The 16,387-nt window shown below is 68.1% G+C and carries 10 protein-coding genes; 6 read left to right on the top strand and 4 right to left on the bottom strand.

Going from position 1 to position 16,387, the window contains the following annotated elements; all coding sequences use genetic code 11:
- Window positions 1–5: 5 nt before the first annotated feature.
- Entirely contained in the window at window positions 6–5,201 is a 5,196-nt protein-coding gene (locus E1956_RS13655; RefSeq protein ID WP_134749629.1) for a DNA translocase FtsK, read from the bottom strand.
- Between the two features lie 309 nt (window positions 5,202–5,510).
- The gene (locus E1956_RS13650; RefSeq protein ID WP_197732793.1) at window positions 5,511–6,179 is read right to left on the bottom strand and encodes an META domain-containing protein; all 669 of its coding nucleotides are present in this window, start codon (window positions 6,177–6,179) and stop codon (window positions 5,511–5,513) included.
- 288 nt (window positions 6,180–6,467) lie between these two features.
- On the opposite strand from E1956_RS13650, the gene purT reads away from it, so the two are divergent.
- The 6 genes from purT to E1956_RS13620 all read left to right on the top strand — a co-directional run bounded on the left by purT (window position 6,468) and on the right by E1956_RS13620 (window position 14,085).
- A complete protein-coding gene (purT, locus tag E1956_RS13645) occupies window positions 6,468–7,691 on the top strand; it encodes a formate-dependent phosphoribosylglycinamide formyltransferase (RefSeq protein WP_134749625.1) in 1,224 nt (407 codons plus the stop codon).
- A 251-nt stretch (window positions 7,692–7,942) separates the two neighbouring features.
- A complete protein-coding gene (locus E1956_RS13640; protein WP_084688008.1) occupies window positions 7,943–8,131 on the top strand; it encodes a DUF6726 family protein in 189 nt (62 codons plus the stop codon).
- Window positions 8,132–8,279: 148 nt separating this feature from the next.
- A complete protein-coding gene (locus tag E1956_RS13635; RefSeq protein WP_134749623.1) occupies window positions 8,280–8,738 on the top strand; it encodes an MliC family protein in 459 nt (152 codons plus the stop codon).
- Between the two features lie 171 nt (window positions 8,739–8,909).
- Window positions 8,910–10,556: an acetolactate synthase large subunit gene (locus E1956_RS13630; RefSeq protein ID WP_134749621.1), complete on the top strand. Its 1,647-nt coding sequence runs from the start codon at window positions 8,910–8,912 to the stop codon at window positions 10,554–10,556.
- Between the two features lie 89 nt (window positions 10,557–10,645).
- Window positions 10,646–12,082: an aldehyde dehydrogenase family protein gene (locus E1956_RS13625; RefSeq protein ID WP_134749619.1), complete on the top strand. Its 1,437-nt coding sequence runs from the start codon at window positions 10,646–10,648 to the stop codon at window positions 12,080–12,082.
- 512 nt (window positions 12,083–12,594) lie between these two features.
- Window positions 12,595–14,085: a DEAD/DEAH box helicase gene (locus tag E1956_RS13620; protein WP_134749617.1), complete on the top strand. Its 1,491-nt coding sequence runs from the start codon at window positions 12,595–12,597 to the stop codon at window positions 14,083–14,085.
- 234 nt (window positions 14,086–14,319) lie between these two features.
- Here E1956_RS13620 and gluQRS read toward each other — a convergent pair whose 3' ends face one another.
- Together gluQRS and E1956_RS13610 are read right to left on the bottom strand one after the other, a co-directional pair.
- A complete protein-coding gene (gene gluQRS, locus E1956_RS13615; protein ID WP_134749615.1) occupies window positions 14,320–15,255 on the bottom strand; it encodes a tRNA glutamyl-Q(34) synthetase GluQRS in 936 nt (311 codons plus the stop codon).
- Between the two features lie 7 nt (window positions 15,256–15,262).
- A complete protein-coding gene (locus tag E1956_RS13610; protein ID WP_134749614.1) occupies window positions 15,263–16,150 on the bottom strand; it encodes a sulfurtransferase in 888 nt (295 codons plus the stop codon).
- Window positions 16,151–16,387: the final 237 nt, after the last annotated feature.

Below are 16,387 nucleotides of genomic sequence, written 5' to 3'. Positions count from 1 at the left end.
GAGCCTTACTCGGGCTGGCCCGGCACGAGCACTTCGCGGCTGCCGTTGATGCCCATCGGCGAGACGAGCCCCGCCGCTTCCATCTGCTCGACGAGGCGCGCCGCGCGGTTATAGCCGATGCGCAACTGCCGCTGCACCGAGGAGATCGACGCGCGCCGCGTGCGCACGACGAACGCCACGGCCTCGTCGTAGAGCGGATCGGCTTCCGCGTCGGGCGAGTCGCCGAAGAGGTCCTGCGGCGCGCCTTCGCCGGCCGGTCCGTCGAGGATGCCCTCGATATACTCGGGCTCGCCGAACTGCTTCAGATACTCGACCACGGCATGCACTTCCTCGTCGGCGACGAACGCGCCGTGCACGCGCTGCGGATAGCCGGTGCCCGGCGGCAGGAACAGCATGTCGCCCTGGCCGAGCAGCGACTCGGCGCCCATCTGGTCGAGAATCGTGCGCGAGTCGATCTTCGAGGACACCTGGAACGCCACGCGCGTCGGGATGTTCGCCTTGATGAGACCCGTGATGACGTCGACCGAAGGACGCTGCGTCGCGAGGATCAGGTGGATGCCGGCGGCGCGCGCCTTTTGCGCGAGACGCGCGATCAGCTCTTCGATCTTCTTGCCCGCGACCATCATGAGGTCGGCGAGTTCGTCGATCACCACCACGATCATCGGCAGGGGCGAGAGCGGCTCGGGCGCTTCGGGCGTGAGCGAGAACGGATTGCCGATCTTCTTCTCGTGTGCGGCGGCGTCGCGGATCTTCTGGTTGAAGCCCGCGAGATTGCGCACGCCCACCGCCGACATCAGGCGATAGCGCTTCTCCATCTCGCCCACGCACCAGTTCAGCGCGTTGGCGGCGAGCTTCATGTCGGTGACCACGGGCGCGAGCAGATGCGGAATGCCTTCGTAGACCGACAGCTCCAGCATCTTCGGGTCGATCATGATGAGCCGCACGTCCTCGGGCGTGGCCTTGTAGAGGAGCGAGAGGATCATCGCGTTGATCGCCACCGACTTGCCCGAGCCGGTGGTGCCCGCGACGAGCATGTGCGGCGCCTTGGCGAGGTCGGTCACGATCGGGTGGCCGACGATGTCCTTGCCCATCGCGATCGTGAGCTTCGACTGCGAGCGGTGGTAGGGCGCCGATTCGAGGATCTCCGAAAGACGGATCATCTGCCGGCGCGCGTTGGGCAGTTCGAGCCCCATGCAGGTCTTGCCGGGGATGGTCTCGACCACGCGGATCGACGTGAGGCCGAGGCCGCGCGAGAGGTCCTTCATCAAGCCGACGATCTGGCTGCCGCGCACGCCGAGCGCGGGCTCGACCTCGAAGCGCGTGATGACCGGACCCGCCGAGGCGCCGACCACGGTGACGGGCACCTTGAACTCCTGCAGGCGCTGCTCGATCAGCTGGCTCGTTTCGGCGAGTCTTTGCTCGGAGACGGGCTCGATTTCCGACGAGGCGCGTTCGAGCAGATCGAGGCCGGGCAGCTCGACCGCCGAGGCGGTGAGCGGCTGGAACTCGAACGAGGTCGGCGCATGGCCGCGCACGGGCTGGCGCGGCGCCGCTTCGGGCTGGGGCGTGTCAGGCGCGGTTTGCGCGCTGTTGTCGTGGGCCACCGGCGCGGCGGGCGGTTGGGTTGCGGTTGTGGTTACGGCCGGTTGCGGCTGCGCCCACGGCGGGGTCGCACTGATGTGGCCGCCTGCTGAGATGCTCGCGTGCGCCTCGGCCGCGGTTGCTTCATGCGTGGTGGTTGTCACAGGCGCGGCGGATTGGGGTTCAGCTCCGGTGGCCGGTGCAACGAACGACGTCGCGCCCGGCGTGTGTCCCGGCGCCTGAGTCGTGGTTGCGGCGGGCGCGCTTGCGGGGCCAACTGCTGCGGATGCAGGCGTTGCCGTGCTGGCGTTCGGTGTCGCAGCACTCGGCTGCCACGGTTCTTCCGGCTTCGACCAAGGCGCGAAGCTTGCCGGCGCCACGGGCGTCGGCTGCGTGGCGCTCGGCACGGCGGAGAGGAACGACGGCACTTCAACGAGGGGCGCCGGCGTGAACGCGCTGGCATGCGGCGTGAGCGTTGGAGCGTCGTGGTCGAGCGGAGCCTCGTCGGGCTGCGCGGCGCTCTCAGGCGGATCCTGCACGGTGGCGCTGGCGTCAGCCGGTGTGGACCGGGCAACGTGCAACGGTTCGGTCGCAATGCGCGGGAAGCGGATGACGTTTTCGGCGCTTTCCGGTTCGGATGCGTCGAGCGCTGCCACTGGCGGCGGCGGTTCGTGTGCGACGGTTGCGGCGTCGTCCTGTTGCGGCAGCGCGGGCGACTGCGCGGCATGAGTCTCGGCGATGTGTTCAGGCGCCGGAAGGTCGGTCAAGTGAGGCGATGGCTCCCACCGCGGCACGTGAGTGACAGTTGCTGCATCGTCGTGCCGGGGAGGCACGGGCGACTGCACGGCATGAGTCTCGGCGATGTCTTCAGGCGCCGGAATGTCGGCCACACGAGGCGATAGTTCCCACCGCGGCACGTGCGTGATGGTTGCGGCATCGTCGTGCCGGGGCGTCGCGGGTGACTGCCCGGCGCTAGTCGCGACAATGCTCTCAGGCTTCGTAAGAGCCGCCACGTGAGGCGTTTGCTCTGTCGTCGCGGCGGCTTCGTCGGGGGCCTTGATTGCCGGTTCTGCTGCGTCGGGCTCGTCGTCGAGCAAGACCCATGGCATGCCTTGGTCGAAGCTCGGCCAGGTGATCGGCGAGCTTGCGGGTGGCTCTGCCGGTGGTGTCGCGGCGCGCGGCGTTACCGTTGCGGCGAGCGCAACAGGGGCAACAGGTGTGACCGTGGCGACAGGTGCGATTTCCGCAGGCGTTCTGTCGGCCGCGGCGGGCGCGGCGAATGCCGGTGCAGACGCGACAGCAGCCGGCGGCGCGTCGTCTTCTTGCGTGTCGATGAGGAACGAGGGCAGGGCGATCGGGGTCGAGGCGTCGTCGGCGTAAGTCCACGGTTCCCCGGACTCGGAGGTGTCGAGTGGTGTAACCGCCGCCATCGGGAAGTCAGGCGTAATCGGCGCAAAGACGGATTCAGCCTGTTGCGTAGCCGGCGGCGAAGCGAGCGACGCATCGTTGCGCACGCTCGTGGGTTCTTGAGCGAATTGCGCCGGTGCGGCGTCCGAAGCAGCGGCAGAGGCCACTCCGGAATCTTCGCCTGCTGCATCAGCCGGGGCCGCCTGGTCGAGCGCCGCCGTCTCGGGCGGGCGCGCGATCTGCGGTGCGTTGAGCGGAAACTGCGCGTGCGCAGGGAGAGTGCTCGCATTGTCGGGCGCGGCGGCTGCGCCGGCATGGGCGGGCACGTCGGTGAGCGCAGCGGGTTGGTCGACGCTGTTGCGGCGTGCGAGGCTCGCACCCGCGAGCGTCGTCCAGCGGGCCGCGTTTTCCTCGATCGAGCGCAAGGTTTCGAGCACGCTCGTCGAAAGCGGCGCCTGCGGCGCGGATGCCGCACCGTGCGTCGGGCGGGAATAGGCCGGCGTGACCTGGTTGGTGTCCGTGAGCGGTGCGGTTGCGGACGCACCGAATTGCGTGCCGAACCGTGTTCCGGGCGTCCGTTGCGCCGTCGTGGGCGTGCTCTTCGTCGGCCAGACGAACGGACGCTGCGGCTTTTGCTGACGTGCTTGCGGCGCGGCCGCGGCGGCCGCGCGCGCGGCCGTGCTGCCCGCGACGGGCGGCGGCGCGCTGCGGCGCACGGGGGCCGGTTGCGCAAAGGGCGAAACCAGCGGGTCACGCGGCGCCGACGAGCCGCGCGGCGTGACGGCGGCCGTCGATGCGAGCGCTGCGGCGTGCGCGGCGGATGCCGCTGCCGGGCGCACAGTCGATGCGCTCATAGGCGAAAGCGAGGGCGACATCGGGGACGAAACCGGGGAAGAGAACGGAGACGAGAGCGGGGCTGCCGCGGGCGTTGTCGCCGGGCGTGCCGGCGCCGCGCGCCACGGCGCCGGGCTGCCGGCCGCGCCAGCAAGCGCAGCGCCGCCTGATGCAGCGCCACCCAATGCCGTGCCTGCGTGCGCTCCCGCCACCGCAGAGGCGGCCATGCCGGCCGCCGCACCGCCGCCGATGCCGCCAATGGGCTGGCGGCGGGTGTCGGCGGGGAAGCTGGACGGCGGCGTCGAGGGCGTCGAAGGTGTCGATGGCGTCGGCGCGCCGTTCGCGCCCATAGCCGGAGCGCTTCGCGCGTCGGCCGGCACGCCAGCGCGCGAAGCGCCAGTCGATGGCGGTAGCGGTACGCCGTTCAGGCCCGCAGCCGGATTGCGCCACGCATCGGCTGGCTGCGCATTGGGTCCAGGTGCGGCGGGCATCGGAGTACGCGCGGCCGGTTGGCCGTCGCGCAGCCAGCCGGCCGGCGCGGTCGGTTCGGTGCGTGCCCACGCGGCAGCGGGGCTGGGCTCCGGCGACGCGAAATCCGGTTCAGCGCGCCACGGCGTGGTACCGCTACGCGTTGTGCCATGCGCAGCGTATGCACGCTCCGTGCTCTGCGCCGCGGCGCTCGCTGTTGCACCTGCGGCACCCATTCCAGCGGCGCTCGCCGCGCGTTTGCCCGGCATCTGCGGACGCCACACGGTTGGTCGCTTGCGGCGCGTGCCGTCGAGCGATTCAGCCGTGCCGCCGCCCGAGCCGGCACTCGGCCCCGTGCCGGAGCCCAGTCCACCGCTCCCGATTCCAAGGCTGCTACCCAATCCACTCGCCAGCTTGCCGAGGCTACCCAGTCCGGCCAGACCCGAGCGCGACGCGCCTTGCGGCTGCGCGGCGTCCTGTCTGGAGGCGCGGCGGCCAGGGCGCTCGCCGTCGTCGTCGTTGCTTGAAGGGCGAGCAGGGCGGATATTCAGCCCGAGTCCGAGCGAGTCGTCGGCCCACGCGAAGAAGTTGCGCCAGCGGAAGTCGATGAGCCATGGCAGGCTCACGAAAAGCAGCGCCGTCATGACGAGCGGTGCGGCAGTATGCCCGAGCAGCTTGCCGAGCCCGTTCGCGAGCGCGTGCCCGAGCGCATCGAAGCCTTCGATGTGCAGGAGCGTCGCCTCGAGCGTGCAGCTCGCCAGCAACACGCAGACAAAGCCGAGCCAGAGCCGGATCGTGCCCGGGCCGCGCAAGCCCGCGCCGCCGGGCAGCACCGACTTCACGAGACGCCAGATCAGAGGGATGAACCAGACGGCCGATAAGCCGAACCAGCCAGGGACTACCGTGTGCATGCCAGAGATCAACGATTAAAAGAGGTGCAACGTGTCGAGTGTAACCGCCAGGCCCTACCGCACTGCAAAGCGCGTTGCCGCGGCGCTGCAGCCGGCTTGACGATGGCCGCCGCGCCAGTCAGGCATGAAGCAGGACCGGCGGGCAGGGCAGCCATTCGCGTAGGCCTCGGGCGGGAATAGCGTGCGGGACTAAAGCTGTGCCGGCGCGGGCCGCAACCCGGTGCGCCACGCCGTGAGCCCATTGCGCAGCCGCGTGCGCCAAAAAAGAGCCGCGCCGTGCAAGGGCGCGGCTGCGGACGGCATGGCGCCTCACTCGCCCTGCTTCGCCGGTGCGGCGGTGGCGGACGCGCCGGCCGGCGCAGCGGTGGCAGCGGACGGGCCCGGATGCGTGAAGGTCAGGCGATCGCCGTTTTCGAGAATCAGCAGCAGCGACTGCGGCTCGCGCATCTGCACGCCGGTGCGCTGGATATGCGCGAGCGCGTCGAGATACGGGCCTTCGATTTCGCCGCCCGAGCCGGCGCAGGCCATCAGCGTGCCGGCGAGCCGGCCGAACGAGAGCAGCCCGTCCTTGAGCGTGTAGCTGCCCATGTAGCGATTGCAGCCCGAGAAGCCGCTCGCGCGGCGCTGGCCGCTGGCGGTGGACAGATCGAGGGTGACGGGCCGCGCCTCGGGGGCGCCCGCAGTCGCGCCGTTGGCGGCGCCGCTGTCGGTATTCGCGCCAGGAACCGCGCGCAGCGTACCGTCGGCGCGCTTCCATTCGACGAGCTGCCACTGGGTGTTGTCGAGCAATTGCGTTGCCGCCGGATTGAACGGGTCGGGCGGCGGCGCGGATGTGTCCTGATGAACCGGCAGCTTGCAGGCGGCAAGCACAAGTGCAGCCGCTGCGGCGGCCGCGAACGGCGCGGCGCATGAGACACGTGAGGCGAGCAGGCGCGCAAGATTGCGTGCGGCGGGGCGTGTGCTCGAGCGGTGGGGCATCGCATCGTTCCTCATAACTGGCGAAGGCGTAAGCGTAACGCACCAAGGGGCGGCATGCGAGCGCAAACGTTCGTCAAAAATTCACAAACGCGTGCTTCGCGCACACGATCGCGTGGCATTGCCGGGGCGGGCGACGCGCATTTCATGCGGATTTCGCACGCGATTCACATTCAGGCGGCACGGGCCGACGCCCGCGGTGTTAACATCGGCGCTCCCTCGCATTCGCCTGGCCCGAAGCGCGCGTCAATCAGGATCGCGCGCTGCCTCACCGTCATACCTGGAGACATCATGCAGACCGGCACTCGCATCGGCACGCCGCTTTCCGCTTCCGCCACCCGTGTCATGCTGCTCGGCGCGGGCGAGCTCGGCAAGGAAGTGATCATCGCGCTGCAGCGCCTCGGCGTCGAAGTGATCGCCGTCGACCGCTACGAAAACGCGCCCGGCCATCAGGTCGCGCATCGCGCCCACGTCATCGACATGGCCGATCCCAAGGCGCTGCGCGCGCTCATCGACGCCGAGCGTCCGCACCTCGTCGTGCCCGAGATCGAGGCCATCGCTACCGATGCGCTCGCTGCCGTCGAAGCGGAAGGAGCAGCCGTCGTGATCCCCACCGCGCGCGCCGCGCAGCTCACCATGAACCGCGAAGGCATCCGGCGTCTCGCCGCCGAGGAGCTGGGCCTGCCGACTTCGCCTTATGCGTTCGCCGACTCGCTCGACGAGCTGAAGGCCGGCATCGCGAAGGTCGGCTATCCGTGCGTGGTGAAGCCGGTGATGTCGTCCTCGGGCAAGGGGCAGTCGGTGCTCAAGAGCGACGCCGATGTCGAGCGCGCCTGGCAATACGCGCTCGCGGGCGGGCGCGTGAATCATGGCCGCGTGATCGTGGAGGGCTTCATCGACTTCGAATACGAAATCACGCAGCTCACCGTGCGCGCGACCGATCCGGCGAGCGGCACCATCGAGACGTACTTCTGCGATCCGATCGGCCACCGCCAGGTGGACGGCGACTATGTGGAGTCGTGGCAGCCGCAGCCGATGAGCCCGAAGGCGCTCGAGCGCTCGCGCGAGGTCGCGCACAAGGTGACTGCGGCACTGGGCGGCCGTGGCCTGTTCGGCGTCGAGCTGTTCGTGCGCGGCGACGACGTCTGGTTCTCGGAAGTGAGCCCGCGTCCGCACGACACGGGCCTCGTCACGCTCGCGTCGCAACGTTTCTCCGAATTCGAATTGCACGCACGCGCGATTCTCGGCCTGCCCGTCGATACGACGGCGCGCGGTCCGGGTGCGTCGGCGGTGATCTACGGCGGCATGGACGCGCGCGGCATCGCTTTCGAAGGGGTGGCGCAGGCGCTGGCCGTGCCGGGCGCGGACCTGCGCCTCTTCGGCAAGCCCGAGAGTTTCGTGAAGCGCCGCATGGGTGTGGCGCTCGCGACGGGCGCGGACGTCGAGGAGGCGCGCTCGCGTGCACGCACCGCGGCGGCGGCGGTGCGTCCCGTGCCGGGCGACGCGTCGCAATAATCGCTCGTGCGCGGCGGGGGGCATCGGGCGGATGTCCGCTTGGCCGTGCAATAACGAACTCACGAGCCGGCGCGCGGGCTGCGATCGGGAGCGCGGCGGTGCGCATCTGCCGCATGCACGCCGCACGTCCGACGCCGGATAATCCCGGTCTTTCGATTTTCCGGCGCGCGGCGGACGATCGCAGCGGCGCATTCGCAAGGCGCCGCGGTGCCTGTCGGGTTATCGTGTCACGCAACTGCAGGAAGGTGGGAATGATGAAGTCGATTGCGTTGTTTCGGCCGCGAGCGCTGCTTGTGGTGTTGTGCGCCTGCGCGCTGTCGGGCTGTGGCCTCGCAGCCGCGCCGTGCCGCGTGGCATCCGCGGGCCTGAAGATCGTGCCGCTGGTCGGGCACGTGGCCGCCGCGCCCACCGACGCCTGCGCCGATGTGATCGACCCCTGAGGCACGATCGGCTTGTGAGGCTAGCGCGGCAAGCCTGTGCGTAGCGTCCGGGCAATCCACGCAACGCCCTTACCGCGCGCGGCGCGGCGATCGACGCAACGGCGGCGCAACACGCCAACTCAACACAAAGACAGCCGGAGAACACGCCATGACTCGTCGACGCAGCGCCGCGCGCCGCTTTGCCATCCACTTCGGCGCACCTGGCGCCGCTCGTGCGCTGCCGCGTCGCTTCGCCGCCTGCGCGCTCGCGCTCGCCGTTTTCGGCGCGGTTGCCGGGGTGAGCCTGACGGTGTCGCCCGCACAGGCCGCCTCGCTCGACGTGCGCGAGATCCAGACCCAGTCGCGCCACACATTCCGCTATACCTGCGCGGCCGGCAAGACCTTCAAGGTCACCTATATCAACGGCACCAACGGGCAAAGCTTCGCGCTCGTTCCGGTCGAGGGCCGCAATCTGCTCTTTGTCGGCGTGATTGCGGCGTCCGGCGTGAGGTATGTCGCCGACCGCTATACCTGGTGGACCAAGGGCCCCGGCGCCGATCTCTACGACGCCACGAACGAAGACAGCCCCAAGCCGATCGTCTCCGGCTGCGCCACGATCATGCGCTAGAGGCCGCGCGCCGCACGCGCTACTCCGGCCGGATTGCACGCTTGCCGACGCGATCCGCGCCACCGGCGTAATCTGGCGGTCGTCGCGCACGCTTCATGCGGATTGCGTAATTCGTACGTCACGACATACGCAACGGCATTGCACAGCGTCCGCTGAACCGCGAGGTGGCCGATGAAAGCATCTGATCTGTTCGTGAAGGCGCTCGAAGCCGAGGGTGTCGAGTACGTGTTTGGCATTCCGGGCGAGGAGAATCTCGATCTGCTCGAATCCCTGCGGCGCTCGAAGATTCGTCTGATCGTCACGCGCCACGAGCAGGCCGCGGGCTTCATGGCCGCCACCTATGGCCGGCTCACGGGCCGCACCGGCGTGTGCCTCGCGACGCTCGGGCCGGGCGCGACCAATTTTGTGACCGCCGCCGCCTACGCGCAGCTGGGTGGCATGCCCATGCTGATGGTCACGGGCCAGAAGCCCATCAAGACCAGCAAGCAGGGCCACTTCCAGATCGTCGACGTGGTGCGCATGATGGAGCCGCTCACCAAGTACGCGCGCCAGATCGTTTCCATCGGCAATATTCCGGCGCTCGTGCGCGAGGCGTTTCGCCAGGCGGAGCAGGAGCGGCCGGGCGCGGTTCACCTGGAGCTGCCTGAGGACGTCGCCGACGAAGAGGGCGACGGCAAGCCCATCCCGAAGAGCTTCAGCCGCCGCCCCATCGCCGAGGAAAAGGCCGTCGCGCACGCGGTGGCGGCGATCAGCACGGCGCGCCATCCGCTGCTCATGATCGGCGCGGGCGGCAACCGCAAGACCACGCGCAACGTGCTGCGCGAGTTCGTCGACCAGACCGGCATCCCGTTCTTCACCACGCAGATGGGCAAGGGCGTGATCGACGAATCGCATCCGCTATGGCTCGGCAACGCCACGCTCTCGGACGGCGACTTCGTCCACCGGGCGATCGAGCACGCCGATTGCATCATCAACGTCGGCCACGACGTGATCGAAAAGCCGCCGTTCTTCATGCGCAGCGCCGAAGAAAAGACGGTGATCCACGTGAATTTTCTCGGTGCCGAGGTCGACCCTGTCTATTTCCCGCAGATCGAAGTGGTGGGCGATATCGCCAATGCCGTCTGGCAATTGAAGGAGCGCCTCAAGGCGCGCGAGCACGCATGGGATTTCGCGCGCTTCGAGGAGATCAAGCGCCACTTCGACGCGCATCTCGCCAAGGGCCAGCACGACCCGCGCTTTCCGATGTATCCGGTGCGGCTCGTGCACGACGTCTACAGCGCGATGCCCGAGGACGGCATCCTCTGCCTCGACAACGGCATGTACAAGATCTGGTTCGCGCGCTACTACCGTGCGCGCGAGCCCAATTCGGTTCTGCTCGACAACGCGCTCGCCTCCATGGGCGCGGGGCTGCCTTCGGCCATCGCGACGAAGATCGTGCACCCCGAGCGCAAGGTGGTGGCCGTGTGCGGCGACGGCGGCTTCATGATGAACTCGCAGGAAGTGGAGACGGCGGTGCGCCTGAAGCTCGATCTCGTCGTGCTGATCCTGCGCGACGACGCCTTCGGCATGATCCGCTGGAAGCAGGAAAACATGAATTTCCCCGATTACGGGATGACGCTGCAGAACCCCGATTTCGTCGACTACGCGCAGAGTTACGGCGCGCACGGCCATCGCGTGAGCGAGGCGGATCAGCTCAAGCCGCTCATCGAGCAGTGTTTCGCGACGCCGGGCGTGCACGTGATCGACGTGCCCGTCGACTATTCGGACAACGAGCGCGTGCTCAATCGCGAGATCAAGCGGCTGAGCGCGCAGCTCTGAGGCGCTTCGTTGAAGCGCTGCGGCGTCCGTGCTGTGCAATGAACGGGCGCGTGCGTTGTTGCACGCCCCGCATTTCCGGAGAACGCGTCATGCTCAAAGCGACTTATCCGTACTACCTGGCCAACGAGGCCGTCGCTGCCAACACCGATCTCGAAGTCACCGACAAGTACAGCGGCGAAGTCGCCACGCGCGTCGCGATGGCTGACGCAAAGGCGATCGATCAGGCGATCGCGGCGGCCGAAGCGGCGATGCCCGCCATGCGCGCATTCCCGCCCTTCAAGCGTCAGGCCGTGCTCGACCACTGTGTCGCGCGCTTTCGCGAGCGCTTCGATGAACTCGCGATGGCGTTGTGCATCGAGGCGGGCAAGCCGATCAACGATTCGCGCGGCGAGGTCACGCGCCTGATCGACACGTTCCGCGTGGCCGCCGAGGAGAGCGTGCGCATCGACGGCGACATCGTGAATCTGGAGATCTCGGCGCGCGCGAAGGGCTATCACGGCTATGTGAAGCGTGTGCCGATCGGGCCGTGCTCGTTTATTTCGCCATTCAACTTCCCGCTCAATCTGGCAGCGCACAAGGTCGCGCCCGCGCTCGCCGTGGGCGTGCCGTTTGTCTTGAAGCCCGCGAGCCGCACGCCGGTGGGCGCGCTCATCATCGGCGAGGTGCTGGCGGAAACGGACCTGCCCAAGGGCGCGTTCTCGATCCTGCCCGCGCACCGTGACGGCGCCGATCTGTTCACCACCGACGAGCGCTTCAAGCTGCTCTCGTTCACGGGCTCGCCCGCCGTGGGCTGGGATCTCAAGAAGAAGGCGGGCAAGAAGAAGGTCGTGCTGGAGTTGGGCGGCAACGCGGCGGCGGTGGTCGATGCAGACCAGGGCGCGAAGCTCGACTATGTCGTCGACCGGCTCGCGTTCGGCGCGTATTACCAGTCGGGGCAGAGCTGCATCGGCGTGCAGCGCATTCTCGTGCACGCGTCGCTGTACGACGCGCTGCGCGAGAAGCTGATCGCCAAGGTGAAGTCGCTCAAGATGGGCGACCCGAAGGACGAGAAGACCTTCGTCGGACCGATGATCTCCGAGTCCGAGGCGAAACGGCTGGCGGGCTGGATGGAGGCGGCGGTGCTGGCCGGCGCGAAGATCGTCGCGGGCGGCCAGGTCGATGGCGCGATGTTCGAGGCCACGCTGCTCGAAAACGTGGGCCGCGACACCGACCTTTACCGGCGCGAGGCGTTCGGGCCGGTGGCGATCCTCGAGCGCTTCAACGACTTCGGCGAGGCGCTCGCCGTCGTCAACGACAGCGATTTCGGCCTGCAGGCGGGCGTTTTCACCGATTCGCTCGCGAACGCGCACCGCGCCTGGGACGGGCTCGAGGTGGGCGGCGTCGTGATCAACGATATTCCGTCATTTCGCGTCGATAACATGCCGTATGGCGGCGTGAAGGATTCGGGCCTCGGGCGCGAAGGCGTGCGTTATGCGATCGAGGACATGACCGAGCTGCGGCTCATGGTGATGCGCGAAACGTGGTGAGCGCGGGCGGCGTGTAGGTAGTATGCGGATGGAGGTTCGGCGCAAAGGGCCGGATGTGATCCGGCTTGAGCGCCGCTCCCGGTGACAGAAGCCGGTCCGCGCGGCCATAGGGATTTATGCCAAGGTGCTACAATACCGGCCTTTCGCCGAATTGCGCCCGCCCTCGTGGCGGGTTCTTGAAGCGGCCGGACCCAGGCGCACCCAAGGTGCACCGCGGCGCACCGGCTGGAAATAAGGGAACGAGCGGGTCGAGCGCGGCCGGGCAGCCAGCGCTCCCTGCGCACCTCTGATGGAGGGCGTTCCCGCGAAAATGCCGGGCATCTTCCGCGAGCCGTCCGCCGGACGGCTGCCGCGGCCGGCAGTCCGGGCACCAAGCCGCAGCGGCCGCGCGGCTCCCGAAAGCGTTTGCCAGGTTTGCGAGCACATTACGCTGCAAGCCGGCAGCAACCCGCAGTGATTACCCAGAGGCGCGCCGCGCCTCACGCGCATAGCGCCTTTATAGCGAAGCCACCATGTCCGACACAGCCGTCAAGCCCAGCACCGAGACCTTCGATCAGTTCGGCCTCGCGCCCGAGATCCTCAAGGCGATCAAGGAGCAGGGCTACACGACGCCGACGCCCATCCAGGCGCAGGCCATTCCCGTGGTTCTCACGGGCCGCGACGTGATGGGCGCCGCGCAGACCGGCACCGGCAAGACGGCGAGCTTTTCGCTGCCGATCCTGCAACGCCTCTTGCCGCTGGCGAGCACGAGCGCCTCGCCCGCCCGCCATCCGGTGCGCGCGCTGATCCTCACGCCCACGCGCGAACTGGCGGACCAGGTGGCCAACAACGTGCGCACCTACGCGCAGCACACGCCGCTGCGCAGCGCGGTGGTGTTCGGCGGCGTCGACATGAATCCGCAATCGGACGAGCTGCGCCGCGGCGTGGAAATCCTGATCGCGACGCCGGGCCGCCTGCTCGACCACGTGCAGCAGAAGACCACGCAACTCGGCCAGGTACAGATGCTCGTGCTCGACGAAGCCGACCGCATGCTTGACATGGGCTTCCTGCCCGATCTGCAGCGCATCCTGAACCTGCTGCCGAAGGAGCGCCAGACGCTGTTGTTCTCGGCCACGTTCTCGCCGGAAATCAAGAAGCTCGCCGCGACCTACCTGCGCAACCCGCAGACCATCGAAGTGGCGCGCAGCAACTCCACGGCCACCAACGTCACCCAGATCGTCTACGAAGTGCATGAGGGCGACAAGACCGGCGCGGTCGTGCAGTTGATCCGTGATCGCGGCTTGAAGCAGGTGATCGTGTTCTGCAACAGCAAGATCGGCGCGAGCCGTCTCGCACGCCAGATCGAGAAGCAGGGTATCGTGGCCGCCGCGATTCACGGCGACCGCTCGCAAAACGAGCGCATGCAGGCGCTCGACGCGTTCAAGCGCGGCGAGATCGAGGCCCTGGTGGCCACCGACGTGGCCGCGCGCGGCCTCGACATCGCCGAGCTGCCTGCCGTGATCAACTTCGACCTGCCGTTCAACGCCGAAGACTACGTGCACCGCATTGGCCGTACGGGCCGCGCGGGGGCCTCGGGCGATGCGCTTTCGCTGTGCAGCCCGAACGAGAAGAAGCAGCTCGCCGATATCGAAAAGCTCATCAAGCGTCCGCTGACCGTCGAGCACCTCGTGGTCGACGTGCCGGTCGCGCACCACGAAGGCGGCAGCCGCCGCCGGGAACGTGATGGGCGCGATGGGCGTGACAGCCACGAAGGGCGCGGCGAGCGCGTCGGCCACCGCCGCGCCGGCGCCTACGAGCGGCCGCATCATCACCGTTCCGCGCAGCCCGTCGACGACTTCTTCCTGAAGCCTTACGAGCCGTCGCCGAGCGCGCGCAGCAAGGCCGACGATAATCCCGCGCCGGCGGCAACCACGCCGCAAAAGCAGAAGCAGCCGCTCGCGGCGCTGCTCGGCGGCCTGGGCTCGTCGTGGCGCAACAAGCCGACGTCGTCTTCGTCGTCCTGACAAGCGTGGGGCATCAGGCGTCGTGATATAGTCGCCTCGTGCCTCGCAAGATGTTCCTCGGAGACTTCTTCCGCTGCGGCGTCGAAGAAGCCAGTGCGGCAACATGGTGATGACAAGCCAGCCGCGCTGCGAAAAAGGGCGCTTCGGCGCCCTTTGTCCTTTCTGCGACAGCTTTCCCCGTTTTTCCCCAGATTGCGTACCCAGCGCAACGTCAGCGTCAGATTTGCGTCGCGGTCAAGCCGCTGTGCGCATATGCGCGAGCCGCCGCTTCCATGCATCGATCGCGTCGGCGTGGAATGCCTCGAGCGTCGCGGGAGTGGGATCACGAAGATCCAGGCCCAGATGTCGTGCGGCGGGAAGCAGCGCCTCGAGCGGCCGCGTGGCGTCGAGCGCCAGTGCGCCGGTCTGCTTCGAAAGCTTTTCGCCTTCCTCGTTGGTCACGACGGGTACGTGAAGATACGCGGGCGTCGGCACGCCCAGGCATTGCTGCAGCCAGATCTGGCGCGCCGTGGAGTCGAGCAGGTCGGCGCCGCGCACGACGTGCGTGATGTTTTGCGCGGCGTCGTCCACTACCACGGCGAGTTGATACGCCCACTGACCGTCCGCGCGAAGCAGCACGAAATCGCCCACTTCGGTCGCGAGATCCTGTTGCTGTAGTTCTTGCCAGCGGTCGTCGAAGCGAATCAGCGCGGGGTTTTCATCAGCTTGTGGATCATCGTCCGGCACGCGCAGGCGCCACGCACGCGCGGGCTTGCCGTGCAGGCCGCCGCGGCAGGTGCCGGGATAGATCAGTGTGGTGTTGCGCCGGTGCGCATGCAGCAGCGAATCGGCGATTTCCTTGCGCGTGCAGCCGCACGGATAGACGTGGCCCGCTGCGATCAACTGGTCGAGCGCCGCGCGATACAAGTCGATGCGGCGGCTTTGCCATTCGGGCGGCTCGTCGGCCTGAAAGCCGAAGCGCTCCAGCGTCGCGATAATGTCCTCGGCGGCGCCGGGCACGGTGCGCGGGCCGTCGATGTCCTCCACGCGCACGAGCCACGTGCCGCCGTGCGCGCGCGCGTCGAGCCAGCTCGCGAGCGCCGAGACGAGCGAGCCGAAATGAAGCGGTCCTGTGGGCGAGGGCGCGAAGCGCCCGCGATAGCCCTGATGCGGGCGAGCCGGTGCGCTCACGCGCGAATCAGGCGGCTTGAGCCGGAGCCTGCGCGCTTGCACCGCCCTGTGCGCGCTCCGGATGGCATGCCGGGCAGCTCTTGCCCACGACGTAGAGCGGCGAAGCCTGCTCGGCGGGCGAGACCACGGCGCGGCACGCGAAGCACTGCACGGTGTCGGTGGGCTCGAGCTGCGGATTGACCGCGGTGCGCTGATCGAACACGAAGCAGTCGCCGGTGTAGTGCGCGCCGCCCACTTCCTCGAAGTACTTGAGAATGCCGCCTTCGAGCTGATAGACGTGCTCGATCCCCACTTCCTTCATGTGGATGGCCGCCTTTTCGCAGCGGATGCCGCCCGTGCAGAACGACACCACGGTCTTGCCTTCGAGGTCGGCGCGGTTCGCTTCGATCACGCCCGGGAATTCGCTGAACTTGTCGATGCGGTAGTCGAGCGCCTTGTCGAACGTGCCGACATCGATTTCGAACGCGTTACGCGTGTCGAGCATGACGACGGGGCGGCCCGCATCGTCGAAGCCGCGGTCGAGCCACGCCTTGAGCACGACCGGCGCGACCGACGGCGCGCGGCCTTCCTCGGGGCGGATCGCGGGCTTCTTCATCGTGATGATCTCGCGCTTCAGGCGCACGAGCATGCGGTTGAAGGGGCGCGTTTCAGAGAAGCTTTCCTTGAACTGCAGCGTCGCGAATTTGCCTTCGAACAGCGGATCGTGGTTCATGTAGTCCATGAAGGCGCGCACGTTGCCTTCATCGCCCGCGACGAACAGATTGATGCCTTCCGGCGCGAGCAGAATGGTGCCCCGCAGATCGAGCGACTTGCAGCGTTCGAGCACGAGCGGACGCCATTCGGCGGTCTTGTCGAGTGTCGCGAACTGGTAGGCGGAGAGATTGAGAATACGCATGGCCAACTTGAAAACCTGAATCGGACGGACCCGCCTGAATGCCGCGCGCCGATTCAGCCAGCGGCGAAATCGGGGTAACAGCGCGGGAGGCGCGGCATGAGGCGTGACATGGGACCAAAGTGCCAAATGACGACAAGCTGCGCGGCGGGCGTAATCCGCTATTATCCCTCAACCGGGCGCTGCCGCGCCGCGTGCGCGCCGTGTTCGTCGTGTTGCATGTTGCGCGTTGCTGATGGC

Source organism: Paraburkholderia pallida, assembly GCF_004524855.1.
Lineage (GTDB): Bacteria > Pseudomonadota > Gammaproteobacteria > Burkholderiales > Burkholderiaceae > Paraburkholderia > Paraburkholderia oxyphila.
The sequence above is the reverse complement of the archived record's forward strand: the minus strand, read 5'-3'. Positions and strand labels throughout refer to the sequence as shown.

What these genes read in the sequence shown, in the direction of transcription:
- purT (WP_134749625.1), top strand. Translation starts at nt 6,468, where the DNA reads ATGCAGACCGGCACTCGCATCGGCACGCCGCTTTCCGCTTCCGCCACC.
- E1956_RS13625 (WP_134749619.1), top strand. Translation starts at nt 10,646, where the DNA reads ATGCTCAAAGCGACTTATCCGTACTACCTGGCCAACGAGGCCGTCGCT.
- E1956_RS13650 (WP_197732793.1), bottom strand. Translation starts at nt 6,179, where the DNA reads ATGCCCCACCGCTCGAGCACACGCCCCGCCGCACGCAATCTTGCGCGC.
- E1956_RS13620 (WP_134749617.1), top strand. Translation starts at nt 12,595, where the DNA reads ATGTCCGACACAGCCGTCAAGCCCAGCACCGAGACCTTCGATCAGTTC.
- E1956_RS13655 (WP_134749629.1), bottom strand. Translation starts at nt 5,201, where the DNA reads ATGCACACGGTAGTCCCTGGCTGGTTCGGCTTATCGGCCGTCTGGTTC.
- E1956_RS13610 (WP_134749614.1), bottom strand. Translation starts at nt 16,150, where the DNA reads ATGCGTATTCTCAATCTCTCCGCCTACCAGTTCGCGACACTCGACAAG.
- E1956_RS13635 (WP_134749623.1), top strand. Translation starts at nt 8,280, where the DNA reads ATGACTCGTCGACGCAGCGCCGCGCGCCGCTTTGCCATCCACTTCGGC.
- E1956_RS13640 (WP_084688008.1), top strand. Translation starts at nt 7,943, where the DNA reads ATGATGAAGTCGATTGCGTTGTTTCGGCCGCGAGCGCTGCTTGTGGTG.
- E1956_RS13630 (WP_134749621.1), top strand. Translation starts at nt 8,910, where the DNA reads ATGAAAGCATCTGATCTGTTCGTGAAGGCGCTCGAAGCCGAGGGTGTC.